This is a genomic window from Candidatus Accumulibacter contiguus, assembly GCF_012940005.1.
Lineage (GTDB): Bacteria > Pseudomonadota > Gammaproteobacteria > Burkholderiales > Rhodocyclaceae > Accumulibacter > Accumulibacter contiguus.
In genome coordinates, this window is record NZ_SPMX01000027.1 from 12,346 (window position 1) to 31,539 (window position 19,194).

11 protein-coding genes and 1 pseudogene are annotated in these 19,194 nt (G+C 62.4%); 5 read left to right on the forward strand and 7 right to left on the reverse strand.

Annotation, left to right across the window (positions count from 1 at the left end; genetic code table 11):
* Positions 1–144: 144 nt before the first annotated feature.
* The 7 genes and pseudogenes from cphA to ilvA all read right to left on the reverse strand — a co-directional run bounded on the left by cphA (position 145) and on the right by ilvA (position 11,654).
* Complete coding sequence (gene cphA / locus E4Q08_RS11135) at positions 145–2,727, reverse strand: cyanophycin synthetase (protein WP_169070444.1); 2,583 nt, start codon at positions 2,725–2,727, stop codon at positions 145–147.
* Positions 2,728–2,809: 82 nt separating this feature from the next.
* Positions 2,810–4,969 (reverse strand): annotated as a pseudogene (locus E4Q08_RS11140) (cyanophycin synthetase); the annotation flags it as partial.
* Between the two features lie 147 nt (positions 4,970–5,116).
* Entirely contained in the window at positions 5,117–5,590 is a 474-nt protein-coding gene (locus E4Q08_RS11145; RefSeq protein WP_034913575.1) for a cyanophycin metabolism-associated DUF1854 family protein, read from the reverse strand.
* On the reverse strand, positions 5,587–7,899 hold the full coding sequence (locus tag E4Q08_RS11150) for a cyanophycin metabolism-associated ABC transporter (protein ID WP_169070446.1): 2,313 nt from the start codon (positions 7,897–7,899) through the stop codon (positions 5,587–5,589). Before E4Q08_RS11150 ends, E4Q08_RS11145 begins: the two co-directional genes overlap by 4 nt.
* A 133-nt stretch (positions 7,900–8,032) precedes the next feature.
* Positions 8,033–9,175 carry a MalY/PatB family protein gene (locus tag E4Q08_RS11155; protein WP_248594847.1) on the reverse strand — a complete coding sequence of 381 codons (1,143 nt, stop codon included), beginning with the start codon at positions 9,173–9,175 and terminating at the stop codon, positions 8,033–8,035.
* Positions 9,176–9,179: 4 nt separating this feature from the next.
* Positions 9,180–10,112 carry a cysteine synthase A gene (cysK, locus tag E4Q08_RS11160; RefSeq protein ID WP_169070482.1) on the reverse strand — a complete coding sequence of 311 codons (933 nt, stop codon included), beginning with the start codon at positions 10,110–10,112 and terminating at the stop codon, positions 9,180–9,182.
* 30 nt (positions 10,113–10,142) lie between these two features.
* The gene (gene ilvA / locus E4Q08_RS11165; protein WP_169070447.1) at positions 10,143–11,654 is read right to left on the reverse strand and encodes a threonine ammonia-lyase, biosynthetic; all 1,512 of its coding nucleotides are present in this window, start codon (positions 11,652–11,654) and stop codon (positions 10,143–10,145) included.
* A 103-nt stretch (positions 11,655–11,757) separates the two neighbouring features.
* Between ilvA and E4Q08_RS11170 the strand changes: the two genes are divergently transcribed.
* The 5 genes from E4Q08_RS11170 to ubiE all read left to right on the forward strand — a co-directional run bounded on the left by E4Q08_RS11170 (position 11,758) and on the right by ubiE (position 19,179).
* Positions 11,758–15,633 carry a DUF3683 domain-containing protein gene (locus tag E4Q08_RS11170; protein WP_169070448.1) on the forward strand — a complete coding sequence of 1,292 codons (3,876 nt, stop codon included), beginning with the start codon at positions 11,758–11,760 and terminating at the stop codon, positions 15,631–15,633.
* Positions 15,634–15,827: 194 nt separating this feature from the next.
* Entirely contained in the window at positions 15,828–16,259 is a 432-nt protein-coding gene (locus E4Q08_RS11175) for an HIT family protein (protein WP_308240111.1), read from the forward strand.
* 19 nt (positions 16,260–16,278) lie between these two features.
* Complete coding sequence (locus E4Q08_RS11180; protein WP_169070449.1) at positions 16,279–17,883, forward strand: cyclic-di-GMP receptor FimW-related protein; 1,605 nt, start codon at positions 16,279–16,281, stop codon at positions 17,881–17,883.
* 99 nt (positions 17,884–17,982) lie between these two features.
* Entirely contained in the window at positions 17,983–18,408 is a 426-nt protein-coding gene (locus E4Q08_RS11185) for a gamma-butyrobetaine hydroxylase family protein (RefSeq protein ID WP_169070450.1), read from the forward strand.
* Positions 18,409–18,438: 30 nt separating this feature from the next.
* The gene (gene ubiE, locus E4Q08_RS11190) at positions 18,439–19,179 is read left to right on the forward strand and encodes a bifunctional demethylmenaquinone methyltransferase/2-methoxy-6-polyprenyl-1,4-benzoquinol methylase UbiE (RefSeq protein ID WP_034916672.1); all 741 of its coding nucleotides are present in this window, start codon (positions 18,439–18,441) and stop codon (positions 19,177–19,179) included.
* Positions 19,180–19,194: the final 15 nt, after the last annotated feature.

Below are 19,194 nucleotides of genomic sequence, written 5' to 3' on the forward strand. Positions count from 1 at the left end.
AGCTATCGGCTCTATATGTGTCGGCACCGCAGAACGATGCCATCAAATTGGCTGCGTGATCGCAGAGAAACCGTGGCTCAAAAGAGCCGCACCCATCCTGAAACTGGACGCATCGCAGCATCCGGGAGAGCAGGTGATCTGAGTCTAACCCTCGGCAACCCGCCTGCTGATGTGTTCCAGGGCTTCCTCGATCTGATCGATCAGGATCAGGCAAAGATCTCCCGCCTGCACTTCGGCCAGAGCGCTGTCGATGGCGAGGAACTCGCCACGAATTTCCCTGACCTCGGAGGTTCGCCGGGCATTTTTCAGACCCTCCTGCAGTAGTGCCAGCACCTCTCCATCCGCTCGACCACGCTGGCACTGGTCCTGATAAAGCAGAACCCGATCGAAGGCATCGCCAAGAATCTCGGTCTGCTGGCGGAGGTCTTCATCGCGCCGGTCACCTGCACCGCTGATGACCACCGAACGTTTGCTGCCCGGCGGCGAAGGCAGGTTGTCGATGGCGTCGACCAGTGCCTGCATGGCGTCCGGGTTGTGGCCATAGTCGGCAATCAGCGTTGCACCGCGATAGCTGAAGAGATTGAAGCGTCCAGGCGCCGTTCTTGTATCGTTGACGAAGCTGCCGAGGCCACGCTGAATCGTTGGCCAATCGAGCCCCAGAGCCCAGGCCGCGGCCACCGCCGCCATTGCGTTTTCGACCTGGAAACCGATGGCGCCGTTTTGCGTGAGCGGGATCTCGGCCAGGGCGATGCGGTGTTCGACACCGCCGCCGGAAGCGACGATCGAATTGCCGTCGCGATAGACGACGCGCTTGCGTTGCGCGCGGTGCATGGCCATCACCGGATGATTCCGGTCACCGGCGAAGAAGGTGACGTTGCCGGGGCACGAATCGGCCATCCGGGCAACCATCGGATCGGCGGCGTTGAGCACCGCGACGCCGGTTCCCGGTCTGACGTTCTGGACGATCACGCGCTTGACCACCGACAGGTCTTCGACGGTGCTGATATACGAAAGCCCGAGGTGGTCGCCGAGACCGATGTTGGTGACCACGGCTACGTCGCAACGGTCGAAACCGAGTCCCTCCCGCAGCACTCCGCCGCGCGCCGTTTCGAGGACGGCGGCGTCGACGTCGGGGTGGAGCAGGACATTCTTGGCGCTCTTCGGGCCGCTGCAGTCACCGGTATCGATACGCCGGCCCTGGACATAGACGCCGTCGGTAGTGGTCATGCCGACACGCAGACCCTGCTGACCCAGGATGTGGGCGATCAAGCGGACGGTGGTGGTCTTGCCATTCGTTCCCGCGACGGCAACCAGTGGAATGCGTGCATCGTCGCCGGCGGCAAACATATTGGCGATGATTGCTTCGCCGACCGGCCGACCCTTGCCGAACGAGGGCTGCAGATGCATGCGCAGTCCCGGTGCGGCGTTGATTTCGACGATGCCGCCGCCCTGGACTTCGAGCGGGCGCAGGACGCTGTCACAGACGACGTCGACGCCGGCGATATCGAGGCCGATGGTTTGTGCGGCAGCGATCGCCTGCGCGGCAAACTCGGGATGAACGTCGGCGGTGACATCGGTTGCCGTACCACCGGTCGAGAGATTTGCATTGTCGCGCAGGACGATGCGCTGGCCCCTGGCGGGGATCGATTCCGGAGTCAGTTGCGCATTGGCCAGGCGGGCCAGAGCCACCTCATCGAGGCGGATTTTGGTCAGTGAGGTGGCGTGCCCTTCGCCGCGGCGCGGGTCGCTGTTCACCCGTTCGACCAACTGGCGAATGTTGTGCACCCCGTCACCGATGACCAGCGGGGGATCGCGTCGGGCGGCGGCGATCAACTTGTCCCCCACCACCAGCAGGCGGTAATCGTGGCCTGGAAGGTAACGTTCGACGAGAACTTCGTCGCTCACTTCGGATGCGATCACGTAGGCAGCTTCAATCTGTTCGCGGGTGCTGAGATTGACTGCGACACCCTTGCCCTGGTTGCCGTCCTGCGGCTTGACGACGACCGGGGCGCCAATCTCGCAGGCGGCCGCCCAGGCGTCCTCGGCGCTCAGCACCGGCCGGCCGACGGGAACCGGGACGCCGGCAGCGTGCAGCAGTTCCTTGCTCAGTTCCTTGTCCTGGGCGATCGATTCAGCAACGGCGCTGGTGCGGTCGGTTTCTGCCGCCTGAATGCGCCGCTGCCGGCTGCCCCAGCCAAATTGCACCATGCTGCCTTCGGTCAGGCGGCGGTAGGGGATGTTGCGCGCCATTGCGGCATAAACGATCGCACCGGTGCTGGGGCCCAGGCGGACGTCCTCGTCGAGTTCGCGCAAGCGATCGAGCGCTTCGGTGAGGTCGAAAGGCGTGGCCGTGACCGCTGCCTTGCAGAGATCCTGCGCGAGTTCGAATGCCAGGCGGCCAACGGCCTCTTCGCTGTATTCGACGACGACCTGGTAGATGCCCGGTTCCAGGGTCTGCGCACTGCGGCTGAATGTCACCGGGCAGCCGGCCTGTGCCTGCAGGCCAAGCGCCGCGAACTCCAGGGCCTGTGCCATCGATATCGCCTCATCATGACCTGCCGGCCCGAGCATCGCCAGTTCGGGGAAGCGTTCGCGCAGACGGGTCTCGAAACCCGGCATCTGGTCGATGCTGCGCTCCTCTTCCTCGCAGTAGACAATCGCTTCAATCGCCGTGTGCCGGCTCCAGAGATTGGGACCGCGCAGAGCGCGGATACGCGATACTTCCATGGACAGTTTCCTCTTTCTGGTTCAGTCCGCAGGCCGGCAGGCAATGCCCGGTCTGCTGCTGGTTTCCGGCTCAGGCAAGGGTGAAGGTTTCCAGCCCGGTACGGATGATTTCCGATCCGATGCCAAGTGCCCAGGCAGCGCCGCTGGCGGCCAGGACGTTCTCGATCTGGAAGTCGTCACGCCCACCGTCGGTCATCGGAATACCCTGCAGGCTGACGATCGCTTTCTCGTCCTGACCGCTGGCAAGGATGACCTGGCGATTGCGAACGAATACCGCTTTCCTGCCTTGCGCCCGGTGTTCGACGAGGCTGGGCAGGTCGGGGTCGACGGCAAAGAAGATCACTTCACCGTCGCAGAGCGGCGCCATGTCGACCAGCATCGGCTGCCTGGCGTTGAGGACCGCGGCGCCCGCCGGCAGCACCAGATCGACCTGCGTGCGCAGGACGGTGAATACCTGCTCGGGGGTCTCGATGTAGTAACGGCCACAATGCTTGGCGGCCTCGACGTTGGTGATCACGCCGACCTGGCAGCGGTCATAGGCGAGACCTTCGCTGAGGATGCTGTCGCTGCCGTTTTCGAAGACGGCTGCTTCGACCGAGCGATTCATCAGGATGCGGTGCGCGGATCCCCAGTTCGCACCATTACCCTGGTCGATACAACGCCGGTCGACGAACAGGCCGTCACTGCAGGCCAGACCGGTGTGTTTTCCAGACAGGCAGAGCAGACGTGCGATCAGGCGGGCAACGGTCGTCTTGCCGAAACTGCCGGTGACTCCGACCACCGGGATACGGCCATCGTCGCCATTGGGGAACAACTCATCGACGATTGCGCGACCGACCGGGCGCGGCTGGCCGATTGCCGGTTTGAGGTGCATCAGCAGACCGGGGCCGGCGTTGACCTCGACAATCGCACCCCGCTGTGCATCGAGCGGTCGTGAAATATCTTCGCAGACCAGGTCGACGCCGGCGATGTCGAGTCCGACGATACGGGCGGCGAGCGAAGCCGTGGCCGCGGTTTCCGGGTGTACGAGGTCGGTGACGTCGTCGGTATGGTTGCCGCTACGCACGATCAGGACCTCGCGACCCGCCGGTGGGATGGCATCCGGGGTAAATCCCTGTCGCGACACTTCGAGCCGGGCAACCGGATTGTCGGAGAGGTCGATGATGTCGAGGACGAATTCCTCGGCGGCGCCGCGGCGCGGGTCGGAGTTGATCTGGCTGTCGATCAGTTCGTTGATCGTTGATTGGCCATCACCGATGACTTTGGCGACCTCGCCGCGGGCGGCGGCGGCGAGCTTGCCGCCGACGATCAGCAGGCGATGCTCCGAGCCGCGCACGTAGCGTTCGACGATGACGCCGCTGCCCTCAACGACTGCTGCGGCATACGCGGCCTCGACTTCTTCGCGGGCCATCAGATTGGTAAACACGCCGCGCGCGTGGTTGCCATCCGACGGCTTGACGACCACCGGAAAACCGATCTCTGCAGCGGCTTCGCAGGCATCTTCGGAACTATCGACCAGGCGCCCTTCGGGGACCGGCACACCGCAGGATTTGATCAGGGTCTTGGTGAGATCCTTGTCGCGCGAGATGCCCTCGGCAATTGCGCTGGTACGGTCGGATTCAGCGGTCCAGATGCGTCGGCTACGGGCACCGTAGCCGAGTTGCACGAGATTGCCGGTGGCCAGCAGGCGGATCGCCGGAATGCGGCGGTCCTTGGCGGTCGCCGCTTCGACGATGCAACCGGTGCTCGGCCCGAGCAACTTGCGCTCGGCCATGTCTGCGAGGTGCGCGACCGTAGCGGCGACGTCGAAAGGCGTGTCCTTGATCGCCGCCAGCAGCAGATCGCGTCCTGCATAGAGGCACGCGCGCGTGACATCCTCGTGCCAGGCGCGCACCACCACCTTGTACACGCTGCGCGTCGAGGTCTCGCGCGCCTTGCCGAAACCGCCGGGCATGCCGGCCAGGTTCTGCAGTTCGAGCGTGACGTGTTCGAGGATGTGCGCCGGCCAGGTGCCTTCCTGGACGCGCCGCAGAAAACCGCCGCGTTCGCCGTAGCTGCAGCGGTGCTCGATCAATGAGGGCAGAAGAGCCGTCAGACGGTCATGGAAGCCAGGAATGGTATTCGACGGGAAGTCTTCGAGTTCGCCGATGTCGACGACCGCTTCGATGACCGGACGGTAAGTCCAGATGTTCGGACCGCGCAGGTAGCGGATCTCGAGGAACTTGATGTCTTTCGTTTTCATGGCGTCAGTCCAGGCACGGGGAGGTTGGCGCGCGGCGGCGCGAAACAGGCGGAAGGCAAGCAGACAGCCAGATCGGAATCATTGTCGGAATAACGTGGCGCGCGTCAATTGGCTGACCGAACAGCGAAACGATTACACTGGCCTGCCTCACAGGAAGCGGTCGAGAATGCGCCGGCTATGCTGATCGAGCGCAGAACGGTCAGGAATCAGGAAATGAATGCCATGGCTGTCGGCGATCAGCAGCGCCGGTGGGGTGAGGCGGCGAATGTCCTCCTCACCCTTGAGGATCAGCGTCGCCGCACCACGATCGGTTTCGACCTGCCAGGTGCTCGGCGTCGCGAAACTCGCGACGCTGACGATGCGCGTGATCACGGGCATGAACTCGCGCTGGGCGAGTTCGGATTCAAGCAGTGTGCGCAGTTCCTCGGGCAGCTCGCCGAGTTCGTCGATCCAGGCCAGTTCGTGGCCATAGGGGTCGACCAGGGCGATGCCGTCAGCGGGCGCGCTGATCGGAAAAGCGCGCACCGGCACCACGCCTGCATGGATTTCATCGTCGGACGAAATCAATTCGAGCTTGCCGAAAGCATTGCGGCGCAACTGATAGTCTGGCGTGTCGGTCATTCGCGTTCTTCCTCGCGCTTGGCAGCGAGTTCCATCCTGCGTAGCTCGTCTTCGGTGTCGACGTTGCGCGCCTGTGCCTGATAGAGGCGGTAGTAGTGGCCTTCGCAAGCCATCAGCTGGTCGTGGCTGCCGACCTCGACGACACTGCCACGGTCGAGAACGACCAGGCGATTGGCGTCGCGCAGGGTGGACAGGCGGTGCGCGATGGCAATCGTCGTGCGTCCACGCACGAGGTTGTCGAGCGCTTTCTGAATTTCCTTCTCGGTGGTGGTATCCACCGATGAAGTGGCTTCGTCGAGGATCAGGATGCGCGGGTCGATCAGCAGCGCGCGCGCGATCGAGATGCGCTGCCTTTCGCCGCCGGAGAGCGCTTGCCCGCGTTCGCCGACCAGCGAGTCGTAACCATGTGGCAGGCGAAGGATGAATTCATGCGCGTGCGCGGCGCGTGCAGCCGCGACGATCTCGGCGCGCGTGGCCGCGGGCTTGCCATAGGCGATGTTCTCGGCAATCGTGCCGAAGAACAGGAAGGGTTCCTGCAGCACCAGGCCGATGTGCTTGCGGTATTCGGCGACCGGTACAGAACGGATGTCCACGCCGTCGATCAGGATGGCGCCTTCGCTGACATCGTAAAAACGGCAGATCAGGTTGACCAGCGTGCTCTTGCCGGAACCGCTGTGTCCGACCAGGCCGATCATTTCGCCGGGTTCGATGGCGATATTGATGTCGCGGGTGACGCTGCGCGTCCCGTAGCGGAAGCCGACGTTGCGCAACTCGATGCGTCCCGAGACTTGCGGCAGGTGCACCGGATGCGTCGGCTCGGGAACGCTGGAGACATGGTCGAGAATGTCGAAAATGCGCTTGGCGCCGGCCGCGGCCTTCTGGGTCACCGAAACGATGCGGCTCATCGAATCGAGGCGCAGGTAGAAGCGACTGATGTAGGCGAGGAAGGCAGTGAGCACACCGACGGTGATCTGATCCTTGGCGATCTGCCAGATGCCGAAAGCCCAGACGATCAGGAGGCCGATTTCGGTGAGCAGGGTGACCGTTGGCGAAAACAGCGACCACACCTTGTTGACCCGGTCATTGACTTCCAGGTTGTGCATATTGGCTGACCGGAAACGCGCCGCTTCGCGGCTTTCCTGGGCAAAGGCCTTGACCACCCGGATGCCGGGAATGGTGTCGGCGAGCACGTTGGTGACTTCCGCCCAGATGCGGTCGACGCGCTCGAAGCCGGTGCGCAGCTTTTCGCGGACGACGTGGATCAACCAGCCGATGATCGGCAGTGGCAACAGGGTCACCGCCGCCAGCCAGGGATCGATCGACACCAGAATGAGCGTGGTCATGACGATCATCAGCACGTCGGTGGCGAAGTCGAGGAGGTGCAGCGAAATGAAGATGTTGATGCGGTCGGTTTCGGAACCGATGCGCGCCATCAGGTCGCCGGTTCGCTTGCCGCCGAAGTACTCCTGCGAGAGTTTCAGCAGATGCTCGTAGGTGGTGGTGCGCAGGTCGGCTCCGATCCGTTCGGAAACCAGCGCCAGGATATAGGTGCGTCCCCAGCCGAGCACCCAGGCGAACAGTGACGATCCGAGCAGTCCCGAGAGATAGAGTGCGACCAGCGCGGGGTCGATCGGCTGGCCGTTCTGGTAGGGGATCAGCACCTTGTCCATCATCGGCATCGTCAGGTACGGTGCCACCAGGGTTGCGGCTGTGGTCAGCAGGGACAGCACGAAGGCGGTCAGCAGTTGTCCTCGGTAGGGCCTGGCGAAGCGTGTCAGGCGCAACAGCGTCCAGGTCGAAGGCGGTTCATGGATTTCCTTGCTGCATGCCGGGCATTCTTCCTGTCCCTCGAGCAGCGGGGTTTCGCACTTCGGGCAGAGGGCCACGGAAGATGGAGGCGGCACTTCACCGCTGACCCGAAAGCTGAGCTGGCGCGTGAAGTGCTCGACCAGCCGGCCAGCGGCGATGTCAGCGCCCAGCGTGTAGCGCCAGTGCGCCAGCAGCGAATGGGTGTCGCAGAGTTCCAGGGTGCCCACCCCGGAATGATCGCGGCGCGACAGCGACAGTCCCGGCCGGTAGGCCCAGCCCTGCCACTGGCTGCCGCCGGGTGGCATCACCAGCAGGCGCTCACTGCTCACCACCACCAGGCCGCGCGCGAAACGCAGGCTGGCGTCGAGGTCGATTTCAAGCCAGGCCAGGACGCTCTCGCTGCCGGCGAGCTGCGTATCGAGCTGCGTCGCCCATGCGGCGGGCAGCGTCGTTGGCGAGCAGGGGGCGGCAAGGAGCAATGGCGAAGCAACAGAACTCATGGGTTGGCCGGTTTCCAGACGAGGTGTGCGCAGTGAATCCGGGAGTATACTCTCGCCGGTGGATCTGGATTTCCCCTTTGTGTGCCGCGGCGTTGCCTATCGAAGGAGCGATCGTGAAGATACTGTTTTCTCGTCAGGCGAGCCGCATCCGTTCGAGCGCAGCGTCGAGCGTCGTCTGTGGACAACCGAAATTGAGCCGTACCCAACCCGGCAGACCGAAATCGACGCCACTCGACAGACCGACGCCTGCGGCCTCGAAAAAGGCGGCGGGGTCGGCAACTCCAAGGCCACGCGCATCGATCCACGCCAGGTAGGTCGCTTCGGTATGGCTCACGGCCAGGCCGGGCATGCCGGCAAGGGCGGCTTCGACACGATCGCGATTGCTGCGTAGCGCCTGCAGCAAGGCGCTGCGCCAGTCCTCGCAGTCGCGGTATGCCGCTTCGGTTGCCGCCAGGCCGAGGACATTGACGTCCGGTACGATGCCGCGCGCGGCAGCGACAAAGCGCCGGCGCAAGGCAGCGTCGGGAATCACCGCAAAAGCAGCGCCCAGACCGGGAATGTTATAGGTTTTCGAAGGCGCCATCAGGGTGATGCTGCGATCGGCAAGGTCGGCATCGAGCATCGCCAGCGGCAGATGCTGCCGGTCCTCGTCGAGGATCAGGCCGCAGTGGATTTCATCGGAGCAGACGAGCAGGCCGTGGCGCTGGCAGAATGCGGCGATGGCCTCGAGTTCCTCACGCTCCCAGGCCCGACCAACCGGGTTGTGCGGATGGCAAAGCAGCAACAGGCGGCTGCTGGGCGTCAGCGCGGCTTCCAGCGCCGCGAAATCCCAGCCCCAGCGGCCATCGCTCTGACACAGCGCGGCGCTAGCCAGCCGCCGGCCGGACAATCGCGGCGCAGAGAGAAATGGAGGATAGACGGGCGTCGCCGTCAGGACATCGCCTTCGATGCTCCGGCAGGCGACGTTGAGGCCGCAGACCAGACCGGGCAACCACACCAGCCAGTCGGCCTCGACCCGCCAGCCGTACGCGCTCCACAAGTGCCCGAGCACGGCGTCGTAGAGCGCCGGCGATGGCACGGCGTAGCCGAAACAGCCTTGCGCGACACGCTTCTCGATGGCCGCGACGATCGCCGGCGGCGCGGCAAAATCCATGTCCGCAACCCATAGCGGCAGCACGTCGCGACCGGCGTATTTGTTCCACTTGAGCGAATCGCCGCCGCGGCGGTCGATGACACGAGCAAAGTCGAAACCGTTCACCGGCAAGCCCAGGGTCAAGATTTCAGACTTCGAGGTGGGCGTAGAGTGCGGTCGATAGGTAGCGTTCGCCGAACGAGGGAATGATCACCACACTCAGCTTGCCGGCATTTTCCGGCCGCCGCGCGACTTCGAGGGCGGCCCAGACGGCCGCGCCCGAGGAAATTCCCACCAATAGCCCTTCTTCGCGCGCCATCCGGCGAGCGATGTCAAAAGCATCGTCGGCCTTGACGCGCAGCACTTCGTCGTAGATCGCAGTGTTCAGGACCTTGGGGACGAAACCGGCGCCGATCCCCTGAATCGGATGCGGTCCCTTGACCCCGCCCGAGAGCACCGGCGACGCGTCGGGTTCGACGGCGATGACCTGCACACCAGGTCTTCTGGCTTTGAGCACTTCGCCGACGCCGGTAATGGTGCCACCGGTGCCGACGCCGGAGACGAAGATGTCGACCTGTCCGTCGGTATCGCGCCAGATCTCTTCCGCCGTCGTTGCGCGGTGGATCGCCGGATTGGCAGGGTTCTCGAATTGCTGCGGGATGAAATAACGGGCATCGGCGGCAGCGAGTTCCTCGGCGCGGCGGATCGCGCCACCCATGCCATCGGGCCCGGGGGTCAGCACCAGTTCGGCACCATAGGCCTTGAGCAGCAGGCGGCGTTCGCGGCTCATGGTTTCCGGCATCACGAAGCAGCATCGGATGCCGCGCGCCGCACAGACCATCGCCAGGCCGATACCGGTATTCCCCGAAGTCGGCTCGAGAACGATGGTTTCCGAGCTGATCTTGCCGGCGGCCTGCGCTGCATCGATCATCGCTGCAGCGATACGATCCTTGACGCTGTGCGCGGGACTGTAGAACTCGAGTTTGACGACGACGGTGCCGTCAATTCCGGCACCTAGACGGTTGAGTCTGAGCAGTGGCGTGTTGCCGATCAGGTCGGTGACCTTGTCGGCGATGTGCATTGGCATGATGAAATCTCCTCTGAAATGGGACTAGGCGAGAAACAGTTTGTACGCCGGGTTATTGCTTTCGTTCCAGTACGCGTAGCCGAGTTTCGCCAGGAAGTCCTCGAAATCACCCATCTCGCTCGGTGGCACCTGCATGCCGACCAGCACGCGACCGTAGTCGGCGCCGTGGTTGCGATAATGGAAAAGGCTGATGTTCCAGCCGGCGCTCATGCGATTGAGAAAGTTCATCAGCGCGCCAGGGCGCTCGGGAAACTCGAATCGGTAGAGGAGCTCGTGCTGGATTTGTGGCGAGTGCCCGCCAACCAGATGACGGATGTGACCCTTGGCCATTTCGTCATCGGTCAGGTCGAGCGTCGGATAGTCGTGCTTGCGCAGATGTTCGAGCAGCCGCACCGATTCGGCGCGCGATGCGACCTGTATGCCGACAAAGACATGCGCATCACGCTGGTCGTTGTAACGGTAGTTGAACTCGGTGATGTTGCGGGCACCGATCAGCGCAACGAAGCGCTTGTAGGCGCCAGGCTTCTCCGGCAAGGTCACGGCAAAGACGGCTTCGCGCTGCTCGCCGATCTCGGCACGCTCGGCGACAAAACGCAGGCGGTCGAAGTTCATGTTGGCGCCGGATGCCGTTGCGATCAGCGTCCTGTCCTTCAGTCTGTGCGCCTTGGCATAGGCCTTGGCCCCGGCAACTGCCAGAGCGCCGGCCGGCTCGAGCACGGCACGGGTATCTTCGAAAACGTCCTTGATCGCCGCACAAATCGCGTCGGTATCCACCAGCACCATTTCATCGACGTACATCTGACAGAGGCGGAAGGTCTCCTCGCCGACATACTTGACCGCCGCGCCATCGGCAAACAGGCCGACGTGATCGAGCCGGACGCGCTTGCCGGCTTTCAGCGAGCGCGTCATGGCATCGGCGTCGACGGCTTCGACTCCGATGATCCGGGTTTCCGGTCTGACCCGCTTGATGTAGGCCGCGACACCGGAAATCAGACCACCCCCACCGACGCAGCAGAATATGGCATGGATCGGCTTCGCATGCTGGCGCAGGATTTCCATGCCGATCGTGCCCTGCCCGGCGATCACTTCGGGATCGTCGAACGGGTGCACGAAGCTCAGCTTCTCGCTTTTCTCGAGTTCCAGAGCGTGGGTGTAGGCGTCATCATAGCCCTCGCCGGCGAGCACGACTTCCGCACCTCTCGCCTGTACCGCCTGTACCTTGATCAGTGGCGTCGTCGTCGGCATCACGATCACCGCCCGGCAGCCCAGCCTGGCTGCCGCCAGCGCCACCCCCTGGGCATGGTTGCCGGCAGAGGCGCAGATCACGCCGCGCTTGAGTCGCTCGGCCGAGAGATGGGCGATCTTGTTGTAAGCGCCGCGCAACTTGAAGGAAAAAACCGGCTGCAGGTCTTCGCGCTTCAACAGGATCCGGTTGCCCAGACGCGCCGATAGGCTGGGTGCGAAGTCAAGTGGGGTTTCAATCGCTACGTCATAGACCTGCGCGTTGAGAATTCTTTCGAGGTAATCCGTGGGCATGGCAGCAGAGAAGAGATCCTTGGGCTAAGCGCCCGATTCTAGCAGCAGAAACGGCGTTTGATGGGCAAACAGTTAGAATGCGCTCTTTGGCGGCGAAGTACCCATGAACGCACGTCTGCGCGAGATCCCTTACAACTACACTTCGTTCTCCGACCGCGAGATCGTCATTCGCCTGCTCGGGCCGGAAAACTGGGCGCTGCTTGACGAGTTGCGTGCCGAACGTGTCACCGGCCGCTCGGCGCGGATGCTCTATGAGGTACTCGGCGACATCTGGGTGGTGCAGCGCAACCCCTACCTGGAAGACGACCTGCTTGCCAGCCGCGAGCGCCGCACCGCCCTGGTCGAGGCGCTGCGCCACCGCCTGCGTGAAATCGGCAAGCGGCGGCAGGGCAATGCCAAGGTGCTGCAGTTGATCCTGGCTGCCGAGGCGGCAGTCAATCGTTTTGCACAGCATTTCGACGATACCGCCCGACTGCGTACACAGGTCCGGAGAGTGCTGAGCCGGCATACGCGCCGCGACAACATCGCCTTCGACGGTCTGGCTCGCGTCTCGCACGTGACCGACGCGACCGACTGGCGAATCGAGTACCCTTTCGTCGTCCTCTACCCGGACAGCGAGGAGGAGATGGCTCCGTTGGTGCGTGACTGCATCGAACTCGGGCTGACGATCATCCCGCGCGGCGGCGGCACCGGCTATACCGGTGGCGCCATCCCGTTGACGGCGCTGTCGGTTGTGATCAACACCGAGAAACTGATCGACATCGGCGCCGTCGAAGAACTGCTGCTGGTAGGCTGTGACCGCCCTGTGGCGACCATCCGTACCGGTGCCGGCGTCGTCACGGCGCGCGTTTCGGAGGCTGCAGCAGCGGCCGGAAGCGTCTTTGCCGTCGACCCGACATCGGCGGAAGCTTCGTGCATCGGTGGCAACATCGCGATGAACGCCGGCGGCAAGAAAGCCGTGCTCTGGGGAACTGCCCTCGACAACCTGGCGTGGTGGAAGATGATCGACCCGAGCGGTCACGTACTGGAAGTGACACGCGTGCACCACAACTTCGGCAAGATTCACGAACAGGAACTGGCGCGCTTCGAGGTCAGACGCTTTCGCAAGGACGGCAGGACACTCTACGGAACGCCGGAAATCCTGGAAATCCCGGGCGTCCGTTTTCGTAAGGCCGGCCTCGGCAAGGACGTGACCGACAAGTTCCTGGCCGGTCTGCCGGGTGTCCAGAAAGAAGGGACCGATGGCCTGATTGTCGCTGCCCGCTGGATCCTGCACCGGATGCCGGCGCACACGCGCACCGTCTGCCTGGAGTTCTTCGGACAGGTGCGCGAGGCGGTGCCGGCGATTGTCGATATCACCGATTACTTCAAGCCAGGGGGTGCCGGCAGGGCGGCCGGAGTGCTGCTCGCCGGCCTCGAACACCTCGACGAGCGCTATCTGCGGGCCGTCGGCTATGCGACCAAGGCCAAACGCAAGGCGGAAACCGCAGGCCGTCCGAAAATGGTTTTGATCGGCGACATCGTCGGTGACGATGAGACGGCGGTGATGACGGCCGCGTCGGAAGTGGTGCGTCTGTGCAATCTGCGTGGTGCCGAGGGGTTCATCGCCGTCGATGCCGAGACGCGCAAGAAATTCTGGCTCGATCGCTCGCGCACCGCAGCCATTTCGCGCCATACCAATGCCTTCAAGTTGAACGAAGACGTGGTGATTCCACTGCCGCGCATGGGCGAGTATTGCGATGGAGTCGAGCGCATCAATATCGAGTTGTCGATCAGGAACAAGCTGTCGCTGTGCGCTGCGCTGACGGAATTCCTGCGTGGCGACCTGCCCCTGCATCGCGGTGACGCCGACTTCGACAGGGAACTGCTGATCGGCGATCGGCGAATGGCAGCGCTGGACGCTGTCGCCAGCGTGCAGACACGCTGGCAGTGGCTGCTCGAAAATCTCGATCTACCCCTGCCGCAGGCCGAGGCGCAGTTTGCCGCCCTGGGCATCCACGTCGATGCGCTGAAAAACCGCGCTGCCATGCCGACGCTCTTCCATCGCCTGCAGGATTACTCGCTGCGCGTTGCGTGGAAAAGCGAACTCAAGCCGCAGCTCGAAGCGATTTTCGATGGCCTTGTCTATCGACCGGTACGCGAACGTATCGTCGCCATCCACCAGGAGGTTCTGCGCAGCCGCCTGTTTGTCGCGTTGCACATGCACGCCGGTGACGGCAATGTGCATACCAACATCCCGGTCAACTCCGACCATTACGAAATGCTGCAGGCGGCTTATGCGGTGGTCGGGCGCATCATGGCGCTGGCACGGGCGCTCGACGGCGTCGTCTCGGGCGAGCATGGAATCGGCATCACCAAACTCGAGTTCCTGAGTGAGGAAGAGATCCGGCCGTTTCGCGCTTACAAGGCGAGGATCGACCCGGACGGCCGTTTCAACCAGGGCAAGCTGCTTCCCGGTGCCGATCTGGCAAAGGCCTACACGCCCTCGTTCTCGCTGCTCGGCACCGAGTCGCTGATCATGGAGCAATCGGAGATCGGCAACATCTCGACGATGGTCAAGGACTGCCTGCGCTGTGGCAAGTGCAAGCCAGTCTGTTCAACGCATGTACCGCGCGCCAATCTGCTTTATTCGCCACGCAACAAGATCCTGGCCACTTCCCTGCTGATCGAGGCCTTCCTTTACGAGGAACAGACTCGCCGCGGCGTCTCGCTCAGGCATTTCGACGAGTTCAACGACGTCGCCGATCACTGCACGATCTGCCACAAGTGCCTCACTCCCTGCCCGGTCGACATCGATTTCGGCAATGTTTCGATCAGGATGCGCAATCTGCTGCGTGAACAGGGCAAGAAAAAGTTCGTTCCGGCGAAAGCCGCAGCGATGGCCTTTCTGACGATCAAGGATCCGGCGACGATCAAGCTGGTCCGCAAGCTGATGATCGACTGGGGCTACCGAGCGCAGCGTCTGGCCTACCGACTGGCGAGATCCTTGCACCTGCTCCAGAGCCAGACCCGGCAACCGCCAGCGACGCTGGGTTCGCCAACGCTCAGAGCACAGGTCATCCACTTCATCAACAAACCCATGCCGGGCGGACTGCCCAAACGGACTGCCCGCGCCCTGCTCGATATCGAAGACGACAAGGTCGTGCCAATCATTCGCGACCCCATCAAGGTCAGCGCACCGGATTACGATGGCGACGCGGTGTTCTACTTTCCGGGTTGCGGCTCGGAGCGGCTGTTCTCGCAGGTCGCCCTGGCCACCCAGGCGATCCTCTACGACATCGGCGCACAAACGGTTCTGCCGCCGGGCTACCTGTGCTGCGGCTATCCCCAGACGGCCGCCGGCGAGGCCGACCAGGGGCAGCGGATCACCACCGACAACCGGGTGCTTTTCCACCGTGTCGCCAACACGCTCAACTATCTCGACATCCGGACGGTCATCGTCTCCTGTGGCACCTGCATGGACCAGCTCGAAAAATACCACTTCGAGCAGATCTTTCCCGGCTGCCGCCTGCTGGACATCCACGAATATTTGCTGGAGAAGGGCGTCCGGGTCGATGGGGTCAGCGGTACCCGCTATATGTACCATGACCCCTGCCACGCACCGATGCGGACGATACCGGGCATCAAGGTGGTCAACAAGCTGATGGGACAGCCGGTCGATCTCTCCGAGCGCTGTTGCGGCGAATCGGGAACGCTGGCGGTCACGCGCCCCGACGTGTCTACGCAGGTGCGCTTTCGCAAGCAGGAGGAGATCGAGAAAGGCGCCAGCCGACTGCGCTCCGATGATTTCACCGGCGAGATCAAGGTGCTCACCTCCTGCCCATCGTGCCTTCAAGGCCTGTCCCGCTACCACGACGACACCGGCACACAGGCGGACTACATCGTCGTCGAAATGGTCAGGCGGCTGCTTGGTGAAGACTGGATGGCGCAATACGTGGCCAGGGCCAACCACGGCGGTATCGAACGCGTCCTGCTGTAATTCTGGGTTTTAGGAAGACCCCCGTCTCAGCTCAGGAGGGAGGAGTTGTGCGCCTTTCCCTCCGCCTCACCCCCCTTGCCCCTGCAACCCCTGACCCCTTCCGTGACCTAGTTCCTTATGCTCGCCGTCGCCCTGACTTATTGTTGAGCCCTGGATGGCGCATCGGCGCCCTGGGATCAGCAAGGAGACCACAAGTGCTTGAGTACGAGTTTGAGGATTGCGAACTATGCGAACCGCCGGAAGGCGAAGTGGTGTGGGAAAGCGACCTATGTCGAGTCGTCATGGTTGACGACCCGGATTACCCAGGCTATTGCCGCATCATTCCGCACCAGCACCTGCACGAGATGACCGACCTGCCTCAGAAGGAAAGGATGCAGATCATGAACGTGCTATTTGCCGTGGAGAGCGCTGTTCGCACCTTGTTCCAGCCGGACAAGATCAATCTCGCGAGCCTGGGCAACCAGACGCCGCACGTTCATTGGCACCTGATTCCACGCTGGCGCGACGACAGGCATTTTCCCCAGCCCGTCTGGGCAATGCCGCAACGGCCGAAGAGCCATCTTGGACCCATGGTGAATAGCCAGCAACTGGGTGAGCAGATCATCGCCGCCCTGCGTACCCGGTAGCCTGTAGACAGAGAAGATCATGAATGCAGTTCTTGACAAACGCCCGGTTCCCATGAAGATTTCCAACCTGCAGAGCGGTTTCCAGATTCTCTCGCGACTTCCATTGGCCAATTCGCGGCAGGCGGCGCTCGAAATCAACTACTTTCTCGACAGCCTGCTGCAAACGCCACCACAAGGCGAAGTGTATCTGCAACTACTCGAACAGACGCGTATTTCACTCTGTTTCATCGAGGAGGAACTCGCCCGCTGCTACATCAACAAGGCACTGCCACTTGGCGACTTCGAGGCGAGCACTTTTCATCAGGTCGTTGCCACCTGGCTGAAGGCAGCCCGCGCCTACTCACATTGTGCGCAGATGCTGGACAGCGACAGCGACGTGCATGCCGAACGACTCGCCTTGATCCTGCACCGCTGCATTTTCTACACGGGGATGGTGATCATCGAGCACCATCGCGCCCGTCAAGAGCTGCCGGCAGGGGTGTGGCTGAACCTGCATGGGTATTACGCCAGTGCTGAAGAATGGGGCATTGCGACCCTCCCAGTCCCGGATTCTCTCGATTCCCTCGGTCGCAGCAGCCACTGTACTGCCGCTTATATCAGCCTGCTCCTTGCAGAATTGGCAAGTCCTTACAGCCTGTCGATTGCTGACATCAGCCTGGTGCGTCGCTGGGTAAGCAATTGGTCGCCGCTGGTGGGGATGCACCCGGCCGTGGCGGATGAGCCGCTTCCTCCTTTCGTCGTCGACCTGATGCAGGATTGTGGTTTGCGGGCGTCTAGCGAGTGCCTGCAACGAGAACATCTGCGTCGCCTCGACACCTCTCGCCTGGTGAGCCAGCTCAATCAGGTGAAAAGGCAGTTGCAGCAACGAATCCCGCCAGCACAGCTCGGCCTCGGTGAAGATTGCACTGCTGCGCAGTGTCATCGACTGCTCAATCGTCTCTACAAACCGTGGTGCATGTTGCGCGCTGCACGCAGGTTTCGCCGCCACAATGCATCAGGTACTTCCAAAGTCTCTACGGGGTTTTCGGCAATGCACTACCACATCTCCGGAAAGGAGTTCCAGCAGCCGGAGGTTGCCAGCATCTATTCTCGCCAGGAATTCGAAAGTTTGTTTGCCTTCCGCCACATGCTTGACCCGACACAGATGCTGGAGGTTCGCCAGGTACAGCTTGGCTTTGGCTTCGACACCTGGGAAGTGCTTGACCAGTGCGCGAATGGCTTTCGCCTGCTACGCTCGGTCGTCGGCAAGAAAGTCGAGCCGGGGCAGCTGCTGTCCATCTGCCCGCATGACGGCAACTCGCATCTGCTGGCACAGGTGGCGTGGCTGATGCAGGAAGAAGGGGGCAGTCTGATTGCTGGTATCGCCGCTCTGCCTGGCAAACCACAGGCGGTAGCTGCTCGAGGACTGACCTACGAGCCAGGGCGTCAAGATCCCTATCACCGGGCGTTCCTGCTGCCGGCAGTTCCGGCCATCGGCTCGGAGCAGACACTGATTCTCCCGCCAGGGTGGTATCGACCGGAGCGCCTGCTGGAGGTCTACACGGAAAACCTGATGCAAGTGAGGTTACAACGCCTGGTGGCGGATGGCGCAGACTTTGAGAGGGTGAGTTTTATCGTTGTTTGAGGGTGACCGCCGCCGAGCACTGCGCGGCATGGCAGGCTGCCGAGGTGATCAAAGTGATTTTGCGTTATGATGTGTCGTCAAATCAACGCAGAGGCACCCATGGCCGGCCTGGACGAAACCACGAAGACCCCCACCGAGATCAAACTGCACCAGAAGTCCCGCATCATTGAATTGAGCTTCGAGGGCGGTGAACATTTCGAACTGAGTTACGAATTCCTGCGGGTGTTTACGCCTTCTGCCGAGGCACGCGGTCATGGACCAGGGCAGGAGGTTCTGCAGGTTGGCAAGCGCGACGTCGGTATTGACCGGATCGAGGCGGTTGGCAACTATGCCATCAGACCGGTATTTTCGGACGGCCACGACAGCGGGCTGTACTCATGGGATCTGCTCTACCATCTGGGCGTCAATCGCGACCAGCTATGGCAGGCGTATCTGAAGCGCCTGCAGCAGGAAAACGGCAGCCGTGACCCCAGGGAAATCCCTGCGCTCGCTATCAAGACCCACGGCGCTTGCGGCAAGCATTGATCCAACCCGATTCATCCTCTCCATATCATGATGAACGAGCGAAATACGACCCACTTTGGCTATCAGGAAGTCGCTGAAGAGGAAAAGGCACGTCATGTTGCCGGGGTCTTCGACTCTGTCGCAGAGCGTTACGACCTGATGAATGATCTGATGTCGGGCGGCCTCCACCGCTTCTGGAAAGCGTTTGCGATCGCCAAGAGTGGCGTTCGCGAAGGCTGGCGTGTGCTCGATGTGGCTGGCGGTACCGGCGACCTGGCACTGGCTTTCGCCAGGAAGCTCGGCGGCCGAGGACAGATCTGGCTCACGGACATCAACAACGCCATGCTGGCTCGCGGTCGAGATCGACTCTGCGACCAGGGATTGATCGTCCCGGTTGTACAGTGCGATGCCGAGAGGCTGCCATTTCCCGATGATTATTTCGATTGTGTGTCGGTTGCCTTTGGCCTGCGCAACATGACGCACAAGCCTCAGGCGCTGGCCGAAATGCGACGCGTACTCAGGCCGGGAGGGCGCTTGCTGGTGCTCGAGTTTTCGCAGATATGGAAACCTCTGGCAGCCGCGTACGATTTTTATTCGTTCCATGTGATCCCGCGTCTAGGGCAGATGATTACCCACGACGAGGCGAGCTACCGCTACCTGGCAGAGTCGATTCGCGTGCATCCGGATCAGGAGGCGCTGAAGTTGTTGATGGAACAAGCCGGACTGGAGCAGGTCGAATATTACAATCTGGCGCTGGGTGTTGTCGCCCTGCACCTTGGTTTCAAGTTTTGAGTGGAGAGATGAACG